This window comes from Marinobacter sp. KMM 10035, assembly GCF_046537445.1.
GTDB lineage: Bacteria > Pseudomonadota > Gammaproteobacteria > Pseudomonadales > Oleiphilaceae > Marinobacter > Marinobacter sediminicola.
The window spans coordinates 1,639,116-1,655,914 of record NZ_JBBVMG010000001.1 but is presented as its reverse complement, the minus strand read 5'-3'; the positions used below and the strand labels follow the sequence as shown (position 1 = coordinate 1,655,914).

General features: G+C 54.5%; 14 protein-coding genes. 11 read left to right on the top strand and 3 right to left on the bottom strand.

Translation table 11 applies throughout. The features are described from left to right. The first annotated feature begins 55 nt into the window (after positions 1–55). The 5 genes from atuD to AADB16_RS07455 all read left to right on the top strand — a co-directional run bounded on the left by atuD (position 56) and on the right by AADB16_RS07455 (position 6,995). Positions 56–1,216, top strand: a complete 1,161-nt coding sequence (gene atuD / locus AADB16_RS07475; RefSeq protein ID WP_410802385.1) for a citronellyl-CoA dehydrogenase — start codon at positions 56–58, stop codon at positions 1,214–1,216. Positions 1,217–1,370: 154 nt separating this feature from the next. Further along, complete coding sequence (locus AADB16_RS07470) at positions 1,371–2,189, top strand: enoyl-CoA hydratase/isomerase family protein (RefSeq protein ID WP_410802383.1); 819 nt, start codon at positions 1,371–1,373, stop codon at positions 2,187–2,189. A 154-nt stretch (positions 2,190–2,343) separates the two neighbouring features. After that, positions 2,344–4,314: an acetyl/propionyl/methylcrotonyl-CoA carboxylase subunit alpha gene (locus AADB16_RS07465; protein WP_410802381.1), complete on the top strand. Its 1,971-nt coding sequence runs from the start codon at positions 2,344–2,346 to the stop codon at positions 4,312–4,314. Further along, entirely contained in the window at positions 4,311–5,138 is an 828-nt protein-coding gene (locus AADB16_RS07460; protein WP_410802379.1) for an SDR family oxidoreductase, read from the top strand. The genes AADB16_RS07465 and AADB16_RS07460 overlap by 4 nt, the downstream gene beginning before the upstream one ends. Positions 5,139–5,171: 33 nt before the next feature. Then, positions 5,172–6,995 carry a long-chain-acyl-CoA synthetase gene (locus tag AADB16_RS07455; RefSeq protein WP_410802377.1) on the top strand — a complete coding sequence of 608 codons (1,824 nt, stop codon included), beginning with the start codon at positions 5,172–5,174 and terminating at the stop codon, positions 6,993–6,995. A gap of 197 nt (positions 6,996–7,192) precedes the next feature. Here the strand turns inward: AADB16_RS07455 and AADB16_RS07450 are convergent, their stop codons facing one another. Then, the gene (locus tag AADB16_RS07450) at positions 7,193–8,173 is read right to left on the bottom strand and encodes an NADPH:quinone oxidoreductase family protein (protein ID WP_410802375.1); all 981 of its coding nucleotides are present in this window, start codon (positions 8,171–8,173) and stop codon (positions 7,193–7,195) included. Between the two features lie 225 nt (positions 8,174–8,398). On the opposite strand from AADB16_RS07450, the gene AADB16_RS07445 reads away from it, so the two are divergent. The 5 genes from AADB16_RS07445 to AADB16_RS07425 all read left to right on the top strand — a co-directional run bounded on the left by AADB16_RS07445 (position 8,399) and on the right by AADB16_RS07425 (position 13,121). Continuing rightward, positions 8,399–9,016: a trimeric intracellular cation channel family protein gene (locus AADB16_RS07445; protein WP_410802373.1), complete on the top strand. Its 618-nt coding sequence runs from the start codon at positions 8,399–8,401 to the stop codon at positions 9,014–9,016. Positions 9,017–9,188: 172 nt separating this feature from the next. Then, on the top strand, positions 9,189–10,487 hold the full coding sequence (locus tag AADB16_RS07440; RefSeq protein WP_410802371.1) for an NCS2 family permease: 1,299 nt from the start codon (positions 9,189–9,191) through the stop codon (positions 10,485–10,487). Positions 10,488–10,517: 30 nt separating this feature from the next. Next, on the top strand, positions 10,518–11,060 hold the full coding sequence (locus tag AADB16_RS07435; protein WP_298448492.1) for an adenine phosphoribosyltransferase: 543 nt from the start codon (positions 10,518–10,520) through the stop codon (positions 11,058–11,060). A 41-nt stretch (positions 11,061–11,101) separates the two neighbouring features. Continuing rightward, the gene (locus AADB16_RS07430; protein ID WP_410802369.1) at positions 11,102–11,773 is read left to right on the top strand and encodes a fumarylacetoacetate hydrolase family protein; all 672 of its coding nucleotides are present in this window, start codon (positions 11,102–11,104) and stop codon (positions 11,771–11,773) included. Between the two features lie 37 nt (positions 11,774–11,810). Then, positions 11,811–13,121: an ABC1 kinase family protein gene (locus tag AADB16_RS07425; protein ID WP_410802367.1), complete on the top strand. Its 1,311-nt coding sequence runs from the start codon at positions 11,811–11,813 to the stop codon at positions 13,119–13,121. A 122-nt stretch (positions 13,122–13,243) separates the two neighbouring features. Here AADB16_RS07425 and AADB16_RS07420 read toward each other — a convergent pair whose 3' ends face one another. Together AADB16_RS07420 and AADB16_RS07415 are read right to left on the bottom strand one after the other, a co-directional pair. Then, positions 13,244–13,927, bottom strand: coding sequence for an SIR2 family NAD-dependent protein deacylase (locus AADB16_RS07420; protein ID WP_410802365.1), 684 nt, complete (start codon positions 13,925–13,927; stop codon positions 13,244–13,246). Then, complete coding sequence (locus AADB16_RS07415; protein WP_410802363.1) at positions 13,927–15,330, bottom strand: FAD-binding oxidoreductase; 1,404 nt, start codon at positions 15,328–15,330, stop codon at positions 13,927–13,929. The genes AADB16_RS07420 and AADB16_RS07415 overlap by 1 nt, the downstream gene beginning before the upstream one ends. 191 nt (positions 15,331–15,521) lie before the next feature. Here AADB16_RS07415 and serA point away from each other — a divergent pair, with 191 nt between their 5' ends. Then, the gene (serA, locus tag AADB16_RS07410; protein ID WP_410802361.1) at positions 15,522–16,751 is read left to right on the top strand and encodes a phosphoglycerate dehydrogenase; all 1,230 of its coding nucleotides are present in this window, start codon (positions 15,522–15,524) and stop codon (positions 16,749–16,751) included. Positions 16,752–16,799: the final 48 nt, after the last annotated feature.

Here is a 16,799-nt window from a genome sequence, read left to right as displayed (position 1 = left end):
CACGTGCTTCAAACGAACGAAGGCACGAACCAAAAAACAGCAGGAGAATAACACCGTGAAATTTACAGCCGAACACGAAGCCCTGAGAAAAACCGTCCGCGATTTCGTACAAAAAGAAATCAACCCCCATTGCGACGAGTGGGAAGAAGCCGGCCAATTCCCCATTCGGGAAATATTCAAAAAACTGGGCGACCTTGGTGTACTAGGCATCCAGAAGCCTGAGGAATATGGCGGCATGGGGCTGGACTACAGCTACAACCTCGTCGCAGCTGAAGAGCTGGGCCTGGCCAACTGTGGCGGTGTACCTCTGGCAATTGGTGTTCAGACCGACATGTGCACACCTGCTATCGCCCGCTTTGGTTCAGACGAACTGAAACGCAGCTTCCTGGCTCCGGCTATTGCTGGCGACATGATCGGCTGCATTGGCGTGAGTGAGGTAGGTGCTGGTTCCGACGTGGCAGGCCTGAAAACCACAGCCAAGAAAGACGGCGATGATTACATCATCAACGGCTCCAAAATGTGGATCACTAACAGCCCTCAGGCAGACTTCATTTGCTTGCTGGCCAACACCAGCGATGACAAGCCTCACAAGAATAAATCACTGATCATCGTACCTATGAATTCCCCGGGCATCACCATGAGCCCACACCTGAACAAGCTGGGTATGCGCTCCTCGGAAACTGCCCAGATCTTCTTTGACGACGTTCGTGTTCCCCAGCGCAACCGTATTGGCGCCGAGGGCACCGGGTTCATGATGCAGATGCTGCAATTCCAGGAAGAGCGCATGTGGGGCGCCGCCAACGTTATCAAAGCGCTGGAAAACTGCATTGACCAGACCATTGAATACTGCCGCGAGCGCAAAACCTTCGGTACACCGCTGATCGACAACCAGGTCATTCACTTCCGCCTGGCCGAGCTGCAAACAGAAGTAGAGGCCCTGCGCGCCTTGACCTACAAAGCCTGCGAACTGCACGTTGAAGGCAAAGACGTAACCAAACTCGCCTCCATGGCCAAGCTGAAAGCCGGTCGTCTGGGCCGTGAAGTTACCGATAGCTGCCTGCAATACTGGGGCGGCAACGGCTTCATGTGGGACAACCCGGCATCCCGTGCATTCCGCGATGTTCGCTTGGTGTCTATCGGCGGCGGCGCCGATGAAATCATGCTGGGTATCATCAGCAAGATGATGGGCATCTTGCCTGGCAAGCCCAAAGGCTGAATCACGGAGCACAGCTGGCACCCCGGCACGGCTGTTCAGGACACGCCCACAAGTACATCCTTGTAGGGCTTGAATCGGGCCATCCATGGCCCTCAACAGTCCTGAACAGCCGTGCCGGGCCGCCAGCTCCAGACATTCTTCTTGGAGTCGTTTTATGGAAACCTTGCCTCACTGCGAAACACTGCTTCTGGAAAAACAGGGCCCAGCCCTGCACGTCACCATCAACCGGCCGGAATCCCGGAATGCCATGAGCCTGCAAATGGTGGCAGAGCTGTCCACAATCTTTACCGAAGTGGAATCTGATCCCAGCATCCGCGCCGTGGTCATCCGCGGCTCCGGCGGCCATTTCTGTGCTGGTGGCGACATCAAGGATTTAGCCGGTGCCCGCAGCCAGAAAACCGGCGAAGGCGAGGCTGACCCCTTCTATGTTCTGAACCGCGCCTTTGGGGCGATGATTCAGCAAGTGAACGAATCCTCCAAAGTCGTCATCGCCGTCACCGAAGGTGCGGTAATGGGCGGCGGATTTGGTCTGGCCTGTGTATCCGACGTTGCCATTGCAGGACCCACAGCCAAATTCGGCATGCCGGAAACCTCCCTCGGCATCATCCCGGCCCAAATTGCTCCGTTTGTAGTAGAGCGAATTGGCCTTACCCAGGCTCGCCGGCTGTCCCTGCTAGGTTTGAGAATCAGTGCGGAAGAAGCCTGTGCCTTGGGCATTGTTCACCAGGCCGCATCATCAGACGTCGAGCTGGAAGACATGCTGGCTCACGCTATTGAGCGCGTTCGCAACTGTGCGCCAAACGCTACAGCTCAAACCAAAGCCCTGCTTCACCGGGTTGGGCACGAATCCATGAGCGGGTTACTCGACAGCGCGGCCGAAATGTTCGCCGCAGCCGTTAGAGGCGGTGAAGGCAACGAGGGCACCATGGCATTCATGCAGAAGCGCCCACCCGCCTGGGCAGATACAAAATAAATTAGAGGGAGTGAGGGGCGGCGAGAGGGTTTTCAGGAAATGTCGGCGGCCAAGGATGGCCGACGTCAAGCGCACATGGATGTGCTCGTAGCGGTTTCCTGAAAACCCTCTTGCCGCCTCTCACGGACAGGCACAAATTTACGAGACAAGCGCTATGCTGAAAAAACTACTAATAGCCAACCGGGGCGAAATCGCAGTACGCGTTATTCGCACCGCCAAAGCCCTCGGATACCGCACCGTCGCCGTATACTCCGAGGCTGACGCCAATGCCATGCACACTGAACTGGCAGACGAAGCCGTTTGCATAGGGCCGGCCCAAGTATCCGCGTCTTACCTGAACGCCGACGCCATACTCGATGCCGCCCGCAAAACAGGCGCCGACTGCATCCATCCGGGTTACGGTTTTCTCTCCGAGAACTCAGGCTTTTCAGACGCCTGTAAAGAAGCTGGCATCGTATTCGTAGGCCCCCCAGCGGGCGCCATCGAACTCATGGGCAGCAAGCGACGCTCTAAAATCGCCATGCAAAAAGCCGGCGTACCGGTTGTTCCCGGATACGAAGGCGACAACGCCAGCGACGAGGAACTCATTGCTGCTGCGGCTGACATCGGCTACCCGCTGATGATTAAAGCCTCTGCCGGCGGCGGTGGCCGGGGCATGCGTCTTGTGCACAGCGAATCCGAACTGGCCGACAACATCAAACGGGCACGCTCCGAATCCAAGCAGGCATTCGGCGACGACGAACTGATACTCGAAAGAGCGGTAATCGAACCCCGCCACGTAGAAATTCAGGTGTTCGCCGATCAGCACGGCAAAGCCGTATACCTCGGCGAGCGGGACTGCTCCGTACAGCGTCGCCACCAGAAAGTCGTTGAAGAAGCACCCTCCCCCTTCGTGACACCGGAACTCCGGGTCGCCATGGGCGAAGCTGCCGTAAAAGCGGCGCTGGCCTGTAATTACGAAGGCGCAGGCACCGTCGAATTCCTCGTCGACAAAGACCGCAACTTCTACTTCCTGGAAATGAACACCCGCCTGCAGGTAGAGCACCCGGTTACAGAATTGATCACCGGGCAGGATCTGGTCGCTTGGCAGCTTACCGTTGCCGAAGGCCTACCATTGCCCCTGGCTCAGAATGACATCGAATTGAACGGCCACGCCATCGAAGTTCGGCTGTACGCGGAAGACCCATCCAACGGCTTCACGCCCCAGACCGGCCCACTGCATATTTTCCAGCCTGCGGAAGGCGAAGGCCTGCGTTATGACACAGGGGTGCGCTCCGGTGATGAAGTTACACCGCACTATGACCCCATGCTTGCAAAAGTCATCGCTTGGGGTGAAAACCGGGATGAAGCACGCCGCCGCTTGATTCGCGCTTTGGAAGATACAACCGTATTTGGTGTCACAACCAACCGGTACTTCCTCGGCCGCATCATTGCCGACAGCACCTTTGGCGCCGGTGAAGCAACCACAGCATTCCTGCAACAGGGCTTCAGTGAAGACCCGTCACTGCAGCCAGCCAAACTGCAAATCCGCCAGCTTGCCATTGCAGCCTGTGTACTGGCCCACGATACAGCCGGCAACAAAGCCTGGAGCAACGCACCCGCCACGAACACACCCATGAAGTTGGCCGTCGGCGACGCAACGGTTGAGCTACTGGTACAAAGCAGCGGTAACAAAGTGTCCTGCAGTCTCGGTGACGAACATCACGAATTGGTAGTGACCAGCCTGAATAACGGCATTTTATGCATTATCGACAACAACATTCGTCAGCGTTGCCAATATCACCGCGCTGGGGATTCCCTATATTTGCAGGCGTTCGGAGAGTCGTGGTCGGTCACTGATCTCACTCACCAGCCTGCGGCAGGTGCTAATGGTGCCGGTAGTGGGCGCATTCAGGCATCTATGGACGGCGCCATTATCGACGTTTTGGTAGAACCCGGCCAAACCGTTAGCCAGGGCGACACCCTCGTCATACTCGAAGCCATGAAGATGGAACACCCAGTCAAAGCCGACTGCGACGGTGTCGTAGCTCAGGTACTGACCACCAAAGGTGACCAGGTCAAGCGTAATCAATTGTTGGTGGAAGTGACCACCGGCGAAGCATCCGAACAGGAGAATCAACAGTGAACACATTGAAAAACCAAACCGTATTTATTACCGGCGCCAGCCGGGGCATCGGCCGTGCCATCGCCCTCGCCTGTGCACGCCAAGGCGCAAACGTTATTATCGCGGCAAAGTCAGACACACCTCATCCCAAGCTGCCAGGCACCATCCACACCGTAGCGGAAGAAGTTCGTGCGGCCGGTGGCCAGGCGCTGCCGGTGGTACTCGACGTACGCGATGAAGATCAGATCAAGCAGCGTATCGATGAAGCCGCTGAACACTTTGGCGGCATTGACGCCCTGATCAACAACGCCGGCGCCATTCGCCTGACTGGCGTAGAGAATCTGAAGGTAAGTCGCTTCGATCTCTTGCATCAAGTGAATGCCCGCGCTGTGCTTGCCTGCAGTCAGGCAGCCCTACCCTGGCTCAAAAAATCCAAGCGCGCCCACATTCTGAGCATGTCACCGCCGCTGAACCTTGACCCGAAATGGTTTGCTCAGTTTGGGCCATACACCTCCACAAAATACGCCATGACCATGATCAGCATTGGCATGGCCCAGGAGTTTAAACGCTACGGTATCGCCGTTAACACGCTCTGGCCGAAAACGCTTATCTCGACCGCGGCCATTGAGCATGAAGCGGGCGGAGCGCAAATGATGGCACAAGGCCGGACTCCCGAGATCATGGCAGATGCAGCGGTAAGCATCCTGAATCACTCTGTTGAAGAGATGACAGGCCAAAACCTGATAGACGAAGACGTGCTGCGCCAGGACGGCGTAACCGATTTTGAAGGCTACCGTTATGAGGCCAATGACAAGCCGTTGTTGCCAGACCTCTATCTGGACTAGTCCAAACTTATAATAACACCAGACGGAAAGACCATGAGCCAAGATAAAGTTACTGGGATGGATCTGATGCGCAGCCTGCCAGGAGTCTTCAAACGACTCCCGGCAATTGCCAAAGGCTATTACTATTACTCAGTGAAGGATGCGCGCAAACCTCTAACCCTCGGAACTCTCGTAGAGAAGAATGCCGAAAAATACCGGGAAAAAACGGCTATTTTGTTTGAGGATCGCAGCATCACCTGGGGCGAGTTCAATGCCTGGTCCAATCGCATTGCGGCTTATCTTCAGGCTCAGGGTCTGAAAAAGGGCGATTCAATTGCAGTATTGCTTGAGAATCGCCCGGAGATTCTGGCAGTGGTTTCAGGCGCGGCCAAGATTGGCGTTGCCTGCGCCATGCTAAACTCCTCCCAAAGAGGAAAGGTGCTGGAACACAGCATCAACCTGGTTAAACCGAAAATGATCGTGGTTGGCGAGGAGTTGGTGCCTGCATTTGATGACATCAAAGCCGGCGTTCAGCTTGACCACCCCACGCCCCATCTATTCCTTGCTGACACCAACACTCTTAATGCCTTCGGTGATGCGCCCACGGGCTACGCCAACTTGGCACAGCAGGTCAGTACTTTCAACAGCAACAATCCGGAGCTGAGTGACCCGCCCAGAACCGGAGATACTGCAATTTATCTGTTTACTTCCGGCACAACTGGCCTGCCCAAGGCCGCGCCCGGATCACACACCAAGTTCGTAAAAGCCTACGGCGGCTTTGGAATGATGGCGCTCTCAATGACGCCGGACGACGTCTTCTACTGCACCCTGCCCCTGTACCACGGTACTGGCCTGGTGGTGTGCTGGAGTACTGCCCTGGCGGGAGGATCTGCCTTCGCCCTGCGCCGAAAGTTCTCCGCCAGCGCTTTCTGGGACGACGTACGCCGCTACGATGCAACAGCCTTCGGCTACATTGGCGAACTCTGCCGCTACCTGCTGAATCAGCCGCCAAGTGACCAGGATAGCAACCATCGCCTGACCAAAATGCTGGGCAATGGTTTACGGCCCTCCATCTGGAATGAGTTCAAAGACCGTTTCGGTATTGAAACCGTCTCGGAACTCTACGCGTCCAGTGAAGGTAACGTCGGCTTCAGTAACTTCTTCAACATGGACAACACCGTCGGCCTGTCTACAGCGCCGTACAAATTGGTCAAATTCCACGACGGCACGCGGGACCCGATCCGCAATGCGAAGGGCACACTGGAAGAAGCCGAGAAAGGCGAGCCAGGCCTGCTCATTAGTGAGAACACAAAGAAATGGGCGTTTGAAGGCTACACCCAGAAAGAAGCCACAGAAAAATCCCTGATCAGGGATGCTTTCAAAAAAGGTGACGCCTGGTTCAACACGGGTGATGTTTTGAAATCAATCGGTTGTGGGCATCTACAGTTTGTGGATCGAATGGGCGACACCTTCCGCTGGAAAGGCGAGAACGTTTCGACCAACGAGGTTGAAAACATCATCGATGGCTCTGGCATGGTAGAAGAGGCCATCGTCTATGGTGTGGAAATCCCGAAGACCAACGGCAAGGCCGGCATGGTGACTCTGGTTCCGGATATGAGCAATTTCGATATTGCCAAGCTGCTGGACTATATGCGAGCGAACCTGCCTGCTTATGCAGTGCCTGTGTTTGTGCGTGTGACTGACGCTATTGAGAAAACGGGCACCTTCAAGTACCGCAAGGTGGATATCCAGAAAGCCGGTTACTCGCTGAACCGTTCAGATGAGGCGATTTATGCGTGGCTTCCTAAAACTGAGGGTTACACGCTGCTGACTCCGGAACTGGTAGCGGATATTGATGGTGGGCAGTTTAGTTTCTGACCGTTTTGTGGCCTGCTGGTTACGGCCCTAGCCTTTTAGATCGGGGTTAGCCATGCAGGACGGGTCTTCCCAAAAACCGCTACGAGCACATCCGTGTGCGCTCGTTTCGGGCCGTCCTTGGCCCTCTACATTTTTGGGAAGACCCGCCCTGCATGGCTTTCAGAGTTTGGTGCAATAGTCCTTAGTGCCGAGGCAACTCAAGAGCCAACCTTAAGCACAACCTTCCCAGTAGCGCGCCGCTCAGACAGAGCACCCAAGGCCTTGGCGTAATCCTCAAACTCGAAGACTTCACTGATCTTTGGATCGATTTTGCCTTCAGCATAGAGCTTCATCAGCTCCATCATGTTCTGAGCACTCGCTTCCGGCTCACGCTGGGTGAAGCTGCCCCAGAACACACCAACAACCGAGCAGCCTTTCAACAGAGTCAGGTTCGCCGGAATTTTCGGGATATCGCCGGCAGCGAAGCCTACGATCAAATGGCGACCATTCCAGGCCATGGCTCGCACAGCTTGCTCGGTGAAATCACCACCTACAGGATCGTAAATTACATCTACGCCCTTGCTTCTGGTCAGGCGCTTTACTGCGTCTTTCACAGACTCTTCTGTGTAATTGATCAACTCATCTGCACCAGCCGCCCTGGCAACCTCAAGCTTCTCAGCGGAGCTGGCAGCAGCGATAACATGAGCACCCATAGCCTTGCCAAGCTCTACCGTTGCCAGGCCTACGCCACCACTGGCACCAAGCACCAACAGTGTTTCGCCCGGCTGAATGTTTGCGCGCTGCTTGAGGGCGTAATAAGACGTGCCATAAACCATGGTAAAGCCGGCCGCTTTTTCGTCGCTCATGCCTTCCGGTATCGGCAGCAAGTTATGCTCAGGCACAATTACTTCTTCAGCAAAAGCACCGTAACCCGTCAGGCCAGCAACCCTGTCACCAACCTTAAAGCGGGTGACCTTATCTCCCACCGCGATCACTTCACCAGACAACTCACCACCAGGGGAGAATGGCAGGGTTGGCTTAAGCTGATACTTGTTTTCAATAATAAGCGTATCGGGAAAGTTCAGCCCGGCTGCCTTAACGCGCACCTTCACACCGCGACCTTTCGCCTCCGGGCTAGGCACGTCCTCAATGACCAAACTCGAGGCAGGACCATATTCTTTACAGAGGATTGCTTTCATGGGGACTCCTTTTGATAAAAATCTGTTTTTATTGAATGACATCAAGCTAAACAGACTCTCATCATGAAGCAAATAAAGAACCTTTATCCATATCTATAAACACGGCTTATACACTCCTTAACTTCGACACCGTCTTAGAGATGAATCAAGCGCTAATTTCCGTTATTCTTCGCGCTCCCGATATGAGCTGTTCAAAAACCACCCGCCTACCTTTCAGGGTTCGCTATGCCAGATATAATCTATTCGCTTGAAATGATAGGGATTGTTGCCTTTGCCATTTCAGGCATGCTGGTTGCCCGTTCCAAGAACATGGACCCGGTCGGTGTTTTTGCTATTGGTTTTATCACCGCTCTGGGGGGCGGGACCCTGCGCGATCTCATTATGGCAAACCACCCGCTTTACTGGATCAAGCATGAAGAACAGCCGATTCTGATTCTCGCCATGGCGATTGTATTCAGCTACTGGAAGCGCTCTGAACGTATGCGCGAATCCTGGATTGTGTTTCCAGACGCCATAGGGCTAGGCATTTTCTCGATACTAGGTGCGCAATTGGCACTGGACTTGGGGCATTCGTGGTTTATCGCTTCAATGCTCGGAGTTATGACCGGCACATTCGGAGGGGCCCTGCGAGACACTCTTTGTAACGAAGTTCCCTTCATTTTCCGCAAGGATCAAATTTACGCATCCATTTCATTTGCGGGTTGCTGGCTCTATTTCATCTGTCAGTGGTCACTTGAAAGCGAAACTCTGGCGCTGACCATTGGCCTTCTGTTTATTGTTATAGTGCGGATGGCTGCAGTACGTTTCGATATTCGGTTACAACGCGATCCAGCGCAAAACTGAAACAACAGTGCGGCTCGTGATTCAATACGCCAATCACTACTTGGCGGGATCACCTTCAACCGGTAAGATTACCGTTTTTTCACGCATATTTTTTCGATTATCAACTGTTTTCCGTTCTTAACGCGCTCCCAAACCTTACACTCATTGGCACCCTGAGAGGCAGACACCCGTCATGCTCGAACGACTGTTCAAACTTCAGGCCCACGGCACCAACGTTCGTAAAGAACTGGTAGCGGGCATCACCACCTTCCTGACCATGGCGTATATTATCGTGGTCAACCCGGACATGCTGTCCACCACCGGAATGGACTACGGTGCGGTATTTGTAGCAACCTGTCTGGCAGCGGCTATCGGCACCCTGATCATGGGCCTGTGGGCAAACTATCCAATTGCTCTGGCTCCGGGCATGGGGCTGAACGCCTTTTTCGCCTTCACTGTTGTGGGTAGTCTCGGGTATAGCTGGGAAGTCGCGCTTGGTGCGGTATTCCTCTCCGGCCTGATCTTCTTCCTGTTGAGTATTTTCAAAATCCGCGAATGGATCATCAACAGCATTCCCCTGTCCCTGCGCTTCGGCATTTCAGCCGGTATCGGTTTCTTCCTGGCACTGATCGCTCTCAAGAATGCTGGCATTGTGGTAGACCACCCCGCCACTCTGGTTGGTTTGGGCGAATTGAAGTCTGCTGAGAGCCTTCTGTTTTTTGGCGGTTTCGTTCTGATCTGTGCACTTTCATTCCGCCGCATAACCGGCTCGGTGATGATTGGCATTATTGCCGTGACCGCCATCGCCATGATGCTCGGCATGGTGGAATACAAGGGCTTCGTCTCCGCCCCTCCAAGCCTTGCACCCACTTTCATGAAAATGGACATAGCGGGCGCACTGAACGTTGGCATGATCAGCATCGTGTTCGCGTTCCTGTTTGTGGACCTCTTCGATACGTCAGGCACACTGATCGGTGCTGCACAGCGCGGTGGTCTGCTGGACAAAGATGGCAAGCTGCCACGCCTGGGCCGCGCGCTTATGTCTGACTCTGTTGCGACCATGTCTGGCGCCGCTCTCGGAACCTCAACTACCACCAGCTACATTGAATCCACTGCAGGTATTTCTGCGGGTGGGCGCACCGGCCTGACGGCTGTGGTTGTGGCTCTGCTGTTTCTGGCGTGTTTGCTGCTGGCACCCATCGCAAGCATTATTCCGGCCTACGCCACTGCACCCGCTCTGCTTTACGTGGCTGTGCTGATGACCGGCGGTCTCAAGCTGATAGACTGGGACGACATCACGGATGCAGCGCCAGCTGTGGTTACCGCTCTGGTAATGCCGCTGACCTTCTCAATCGCTAATGGCATTGCGCTAGGCTTCATTACTTACGCCGTGATCAAAGCTCTGAGTGGACGCTGGTCTGATCTGAACGTAAGCGTTGTGGTGATCTCTGTTGTTTTCATCCTGAAATTCATGTTTCTGGACGCAGGTTAATCTACGCCCAGTATGAGAGCCTGATTTTTTATGGATTATTTTTCTCAAAGCATCAAGCAAGCCATCCGTACAGTGCCAAACTGGCCAAAGCCCGGCGTCGACTTCCGGGATATAACCACGGTTCTGCAGGATAAAACTGCATTCCGAAAGCTGATTGATGCGTTCGTACACCGCTACCATGGCCACGATATTGATGCTGTGGCTGCGGTGGATGCCCGCGGATTCATCATCGGTTCGGCGTTAGCGTATGAACTAAACGCCTCATTGGTACTGGTACGCAAGAAAGGCAAACTGCCGTTCGACACCCTGGTGGAAGACTACGAGCTGGAATATGGAACCGCTTCAGTTGAGCTACACCAGGATGCGTTTAAACCCGGCGACAAAGTGATACTGGTGGACGACCTGATCGCCACCGGTGGCACCATGCTCGCCGCCAGCAGGTTGATTCGCCGTATTGGTGCAGAAATTATCGAAGTGGCTGCCATGATCGATCTTCCTGATCTAGGCGGATCTGCCAAGCTGCAAGAAGAGGGCCTCAAGGTCTATACTGTATGCTCGTTTGAGGGCGAATAGAGACTGAGCCTCAATTTTTATAAGAGCACCGGGAGGTCGTCATGGATTCTTATCAGCACCACTGGAAAGACGGCACTCCGGTGCACCTGCCATTGGGCAAGATTGTTTGCGTTGGCCGCAATTACGCGGAGCACGCGAAAGAACTCAATAACCCGGTGCCTTCTGAACCTCTGTTGTTCATCAAACCCGCCACCTCGGCAGCCCATGTAACTCGCCCCCTCGAATTCCCGGCCAGTCATGGCGAGGTGCACTTCGAAACCGAACTTGCGGTGCTGATCGGCAAACCCTTGACCAATGCGTCTGCCAGCGAAGCTCAGGCGGCCATTCTAGGTTACGGTTTGGCGCTGGACTTGACCCTTCGGGATCTGCAAAGCCAGCTTAAAGAAAAAGGACACCCTTGGGAGCGAGCCAAAGCTTTTGATGGCGCCTGCCCTCTGTCTCCTTTTGTAGCGGCTGACCTGTTCAGCAACGACCACATTACCTTCAGTCTGGATATCGACGAGCAGCGCCAGCAGAGCGGTGATTCCCGTGACATGCTTTTCCCTATCATTCCGCTGATTGCCCATATAAGCCGTCACTTCACACTGATGCCTGGCGATGTGGTGCTCACAGGCACGCCCAAGGGTGTTGGCCCATTGGTTTCAGGGCAGACGCTGGCGTTACAGTTGGAAGACCAGTTGTCCGTTTCCACCAAAGTGGTTAACGTTGGCTGACACAATCTTTCTTTATAAAGAGCTCGTATAGTCAGGCATGGCAAAAAAACCGGTTACCTCACGCAGTGGTCGTTTCTTCAAGCTTGCTGGCATGACTGCCTCGGTGGCAGGGCAATATGCCGGCCAGAAAGCTCGCAGCCTGTTCAACGGGGAAAACGACGAAGGCGCTCGCAGTGAAAGCTACACGCGCATGGCCAACCGCATCACCGACACCCTCGGTGAGATGAAAGGTGCTGCCATGAAGGTGGGGCAAATTGCCTCCCAGACCCAGGATTTCCTGCCCCGCGAGTTCTCCGATGCGCTTCAGAAACTGCAGAAAGAAGCACCGCCCATGCCGTTCGAGATTATTCTTGAACAGATAGAGACAGAGCTGGGCAAGCCGATTGGTGAATTGTTCGAGTACCTGCAGGAAAATCCCTACGCTGCAGCCTCCATTGGCCAGGTGCATCGAGCCCGCCTGCATGACGGCACGGATGTGATCGTGAAGGTACAGTACCCGGGCGTGGATGAATCCTGCGATTCAGACCTGAAACAACTTCGGCTGGCGCTGAAGCTCGGTGGCCTGCTGAAAATGCCGAAAGAGTCGGTTGATCAACTGTTCAATGAGATTCGCGAACGCCTGCGGGAAGAGCTCGATTATGAGAATGAGGCCAGCAACATTGGTCTGTTCCGCGAATTCCACAAAAATGACCCGTGGGTCGTTATTCCTTCGGTAATCCCCAGTCACTCAACGCGCCATGTGCTCACCCTGATTCTCGAGGAAGGCGATCATGTGAGCGAGGTGACGCCCGAGCGCTACGATCAGGCTACGATCAATCTGATCGGCCATCGTATGTTTACGACCATGGCGGATCAGCTATTCCGCTTTCAGTGCATTCATGGTGATCCACACGCGGGGAATTTTGCCTATCGGCCGGATGGCAGTGTTGTGATGTACGATTTTGGCTGTGTTAAGAAGCTGAAGCCGGAGATTGTTGAAGCTTACCGTAATGCGGTTACGGCGGCGCTGGCTGAGGACTATAAGGCGCTGGATTCTTATCTGATTGATTTGGGTGCTCGGGTTGGGAGCCAGCCGGCGATTGATGAGGCTTATTACGCCATGTGGCGGGATATTCTTGTGGTGCCGTTTGATTCTGAGCAACCGTATGATTTTGGTGAATCGAGCATTCATAAGCGGGTGGCGGCGAAGACGAGTACGGTGTTCAAGTATCTGGATTCGTTCAAGCCACCAGTTGAGAGTATTTTTATTGATCGGATGATTGCGGGGCACTATTGGATGCTGAAGCGCTTGGGGGTTCAGGCGGCTTTTGGTGAGGAGCTTCGTAAGTATCTTGCCGAGTCGCCCTGAGTTCTGGTGCTGACGGTTTTGGCGGGGCACACTTCCCAAAACACGCTGTGAATACGTCCTTGTACGCTTGGCTCCGCCATCCATGGCTACGCACAGTTTTGGGAAGTGTGCCCCGCCAAAACCTACCTAGCTAAGAAGTTCGCTGCCCATTCTGCAACGCCTTCTCCCGCCCCTTTTCTGATTACACTGGCACGGGAAACTCCGGCGGTTTCTCCCGGATCTACCACCGTTATCGGTACATCTCGCTCCACTTCGTGAATCAGTCCTGCAGCCGGGTATACCTGTAGTGAAGTTCCGACTATCAGCAGGTCGTCGGCGGTTCGGACTATGTCGGCTGCTGCCTCTAGCATGGGGACTTCTTCGCCGAACCAGACGATGTGGGGGCGGAGTTGTTCGCCGTATTCGCAGGTCTCGCCGAGTTCTATGTCGCGGTAGCCTATGTCGTAAACCAACTCTGGATTAACCGAGCTTCGGGCTTTGGTGAGTTCGCCGTGGAGGTGGATTACGTTGCTGGATCCGCCGCGCTCATGGAGGTCGTCTACGTTCTGGGTGACGATGGTTACGCGGTGATGCTGTTCCAGTTCGCCCAGCAATTTGTGGGCGCGGTTTGGCTGCACACTGGCCAGTTGGCGGCGGCGTTCGTTGTAGAAGCGCAGCACCAACTCCTTGTTTCGGGCGAAGGCTTCGGGGGTGGCGACGTCGTATACGCTTTGCTGCTCCCATAGCCCGCCGTTATCCCGGAAGGTGGAGAGGCCACTTTCGGCGCTGATGCCAGCGCCGGTGAGTACTACGATATGCCGTTGCATTAGTCGAATATCTTGCCAGGGTTGATGATGCCATTGGGATCAAATACTTGCTTGATCCCTCTCAGGTACGCAATCTCCGCCTCGCTGCGGGTGTATTGCAGGTAGGGCTTTTTGGTCATGCCTACGCCGTGCTCGGCGGAGACGCTGCCCTGGTATTTCTCGACGATTTCAAACACCCACTTGTTCACCTGCTGGCACTTTTCGAAGAAGTCTTCTTTGGCCATGTCTTCCGGTTTGAGGATGTTCAGGTGCAGGTTGCCATCGCCTATGTGGCCGAACCAGATGATTTCGAAATCCGGGTATTGTTCTGCCACCAGTTCGTCAATTTCTTTGAGGAACCCGGGGACTTTGGAAACCACAACGGAAATGTCGTTCTTGTATGGGGTGCGCGGCGCTATGGATTCAGAAATGCGCTCGCGGAGCTGCCACAAATTCTGGGCTTGGGTTTCGCTCTGGCTGATTACGCCGTCCAGAACCCAGCCATTTTCCATGCACTGCTCAAACAAGCTCATGGCGTCGTCCATTACTTGATCCGAAGTCGCTTCGAATTCCAGCAATGCATAGTAAGGCGCTTCGGTTTCAAACGGAGCCTGCACTTGCCCGTGGGCGAGAACATGCCCCATGGCTTCGTGAGAGAAAAACTCGTAGGCGGTCAGGTCAAGGCCGCCCTGGAAGGTTTTCAGTACGTCCATGGTGTTACCCAGGTCGTTCAGCCCAAGCACCAGCACCGTGAGATTGTTGGGCTGGCGAGTGAGCTTCATGGTGGCTTCGGTAATAAAGCCAAGTGTGCCTTCGGCGCCGATAAACAGATGGCGCAGGTCGTAGCCTGTGTTGTTCTTTGCCAGATCCTTGTTCAGTTCCAGGATGTCGCCTTTGCCCGTGACTACTTTAAGGCCTGCTACCCAGTCGCGGCTCATGCCGTAGCGGATGACTTTTATGCCGCCTGCGTTGGTGGAGATGTTGCCACCAAGCTGGCTGGAGCCTGCAGAAGCAAAATCCACCGGGTAGTAAAGGCTGTTCTCTTCAGCAAAGTTCTGAAGTTGCTCCGTTATGACACCCGCCTGGCAACGCACCAGTCGATCGCTGGCGCTGAAATCCAGGATCTGATTCATGTTATCAAAGGCAACAACCACCTCCCCATTGGCAGCCACAGCACCGGCACTCAAGCCAGTGCGGCCACCGGAGGGTACCAGCGCAATCTGGCTTTCGTTGGCAAACCTCACCAGTGCCTGAACCTGTTCGGTAGATTTCGGAAGAGCAATGGCAATGGGATTTGGTGCGTATATACGCGTCCAATCCTTGCCGTAACTCTCCAGATCAGCCGGGTCAGTCAGAATCTTTCCGGGTGCGTCACCGGTGGCTAACAGTTCTCTCAGGGAGGCTATGATCTGTTCGGTGTTCATGTATGTGGCGGTCTCGTCAGGGTTGGGCAGGCGGCTCTGGGTACGAATTTTAAATTCAATTGATCCAGGCGAACCGGCGCACTGTGAAAAGTTGCTTTTATGGTATCATACCGCTCCTGTTCTGTGAGCCAGCCCCGACGATCACTGGCTGCAGGTGATTTCATGCCACGAAAGGTTCGGAAGCAAAGCCCATGTCAACGACGTCCCTCGAAAAGAGCAAAATCCGGATTCTGCTGCTGGAAGGCGTGCACCAGTCCGCACTGGACACCCTGAATGCCGCAGGTTACACCAACATTGAGTACCTCAGTCACTCTCTGGCCGAGGAAGACCTGATTGAGAAAATTGCCGATGCGCACTTTGTCGGCCTTCGCTCACGTACTCAGTTGACTGCAAACGTTTTTGAAGCAGCCAAGAAGCTGGTTGCTGTGGGTTGTTTCTGCATTGGTACCAACCAGGTGGATCTGCAAGCGGCTACCCGCCGTGGCATCGCGGTTTTCAACGCACCTTTCTCCAACACTCGCAGTGTTGCTGAGCTGGTTCTGGCCCAGGCCATTCTCCTGCTCCGCGGCGTTCCCGAGAAGAGCGCCAAAGCACATCGTGGCGAGTGGCAGAAGTCAGCAAAAGACAGCTATGAAATCCGCGGCAAGAAGCTGGGCATTATCGGTTACGGCAACATAGGTACACAGTTCAGCGTTCTCGCCGAGAGCCTGGGCATGGATGTTTACTTCTATGATGTGGTTTCCAAGCTGCCCATTGGCAACGCCACTCAGGTAGGCAGCCTGCAAGAACTGCTCAACATCTCCGATGTTGTGAGCCTGCATGTTCCTGAAACGCCGGCCACCAAGTATATGTTCAAGGCCGAGCAACTGGCGCAAATGAAGCCTGGCTCTATCCTGATGAACGCCTCAAGGGGCACGGTTGTTGATATCGATGCGCTCGCAGACTCCCTGAGAAGCGGCAAGTTGCTGGGTGCAGCGGTTGACGTTTTCCCGGTCGAGCCCAAATCGAACAATGAGGAATTCGTATCTCCACTGCGCGAGTTCGATAACGTTATCCTGACTCCGCACGTAGGTGGGTCCACCATCGAGGCCCAGGAAAACATCGGGCGCGAAGTGGCTGAGAAGTTGGCAATGTACAGCGATAACGGTACGTCTGTATCGTCTGTCAACTTCCCGGAAGTTGCTCTGCCTTCACATCCGAACCAGCACCGTTTATTGCACATTCACGAGAACGTGCCAGGCGTGATGTCCGAGATCAACAAAGTATTCTCGGACAACGACATAAACGTTTGCGGTCAGTATCTACAAACCAAGCAGGACATTGGTTATGTGGTAATTGACGTAGACAAAGCCTACGGTGAACTTGCACTGGAGAAGCTGCTCCAGGTGAAAGGCACCATACGCGCTCGCGTGCTGTTTTAAGCAGCAAGTACCAATAAAAAACCGGAGCAGCTGCTCCGGTTTTTTATT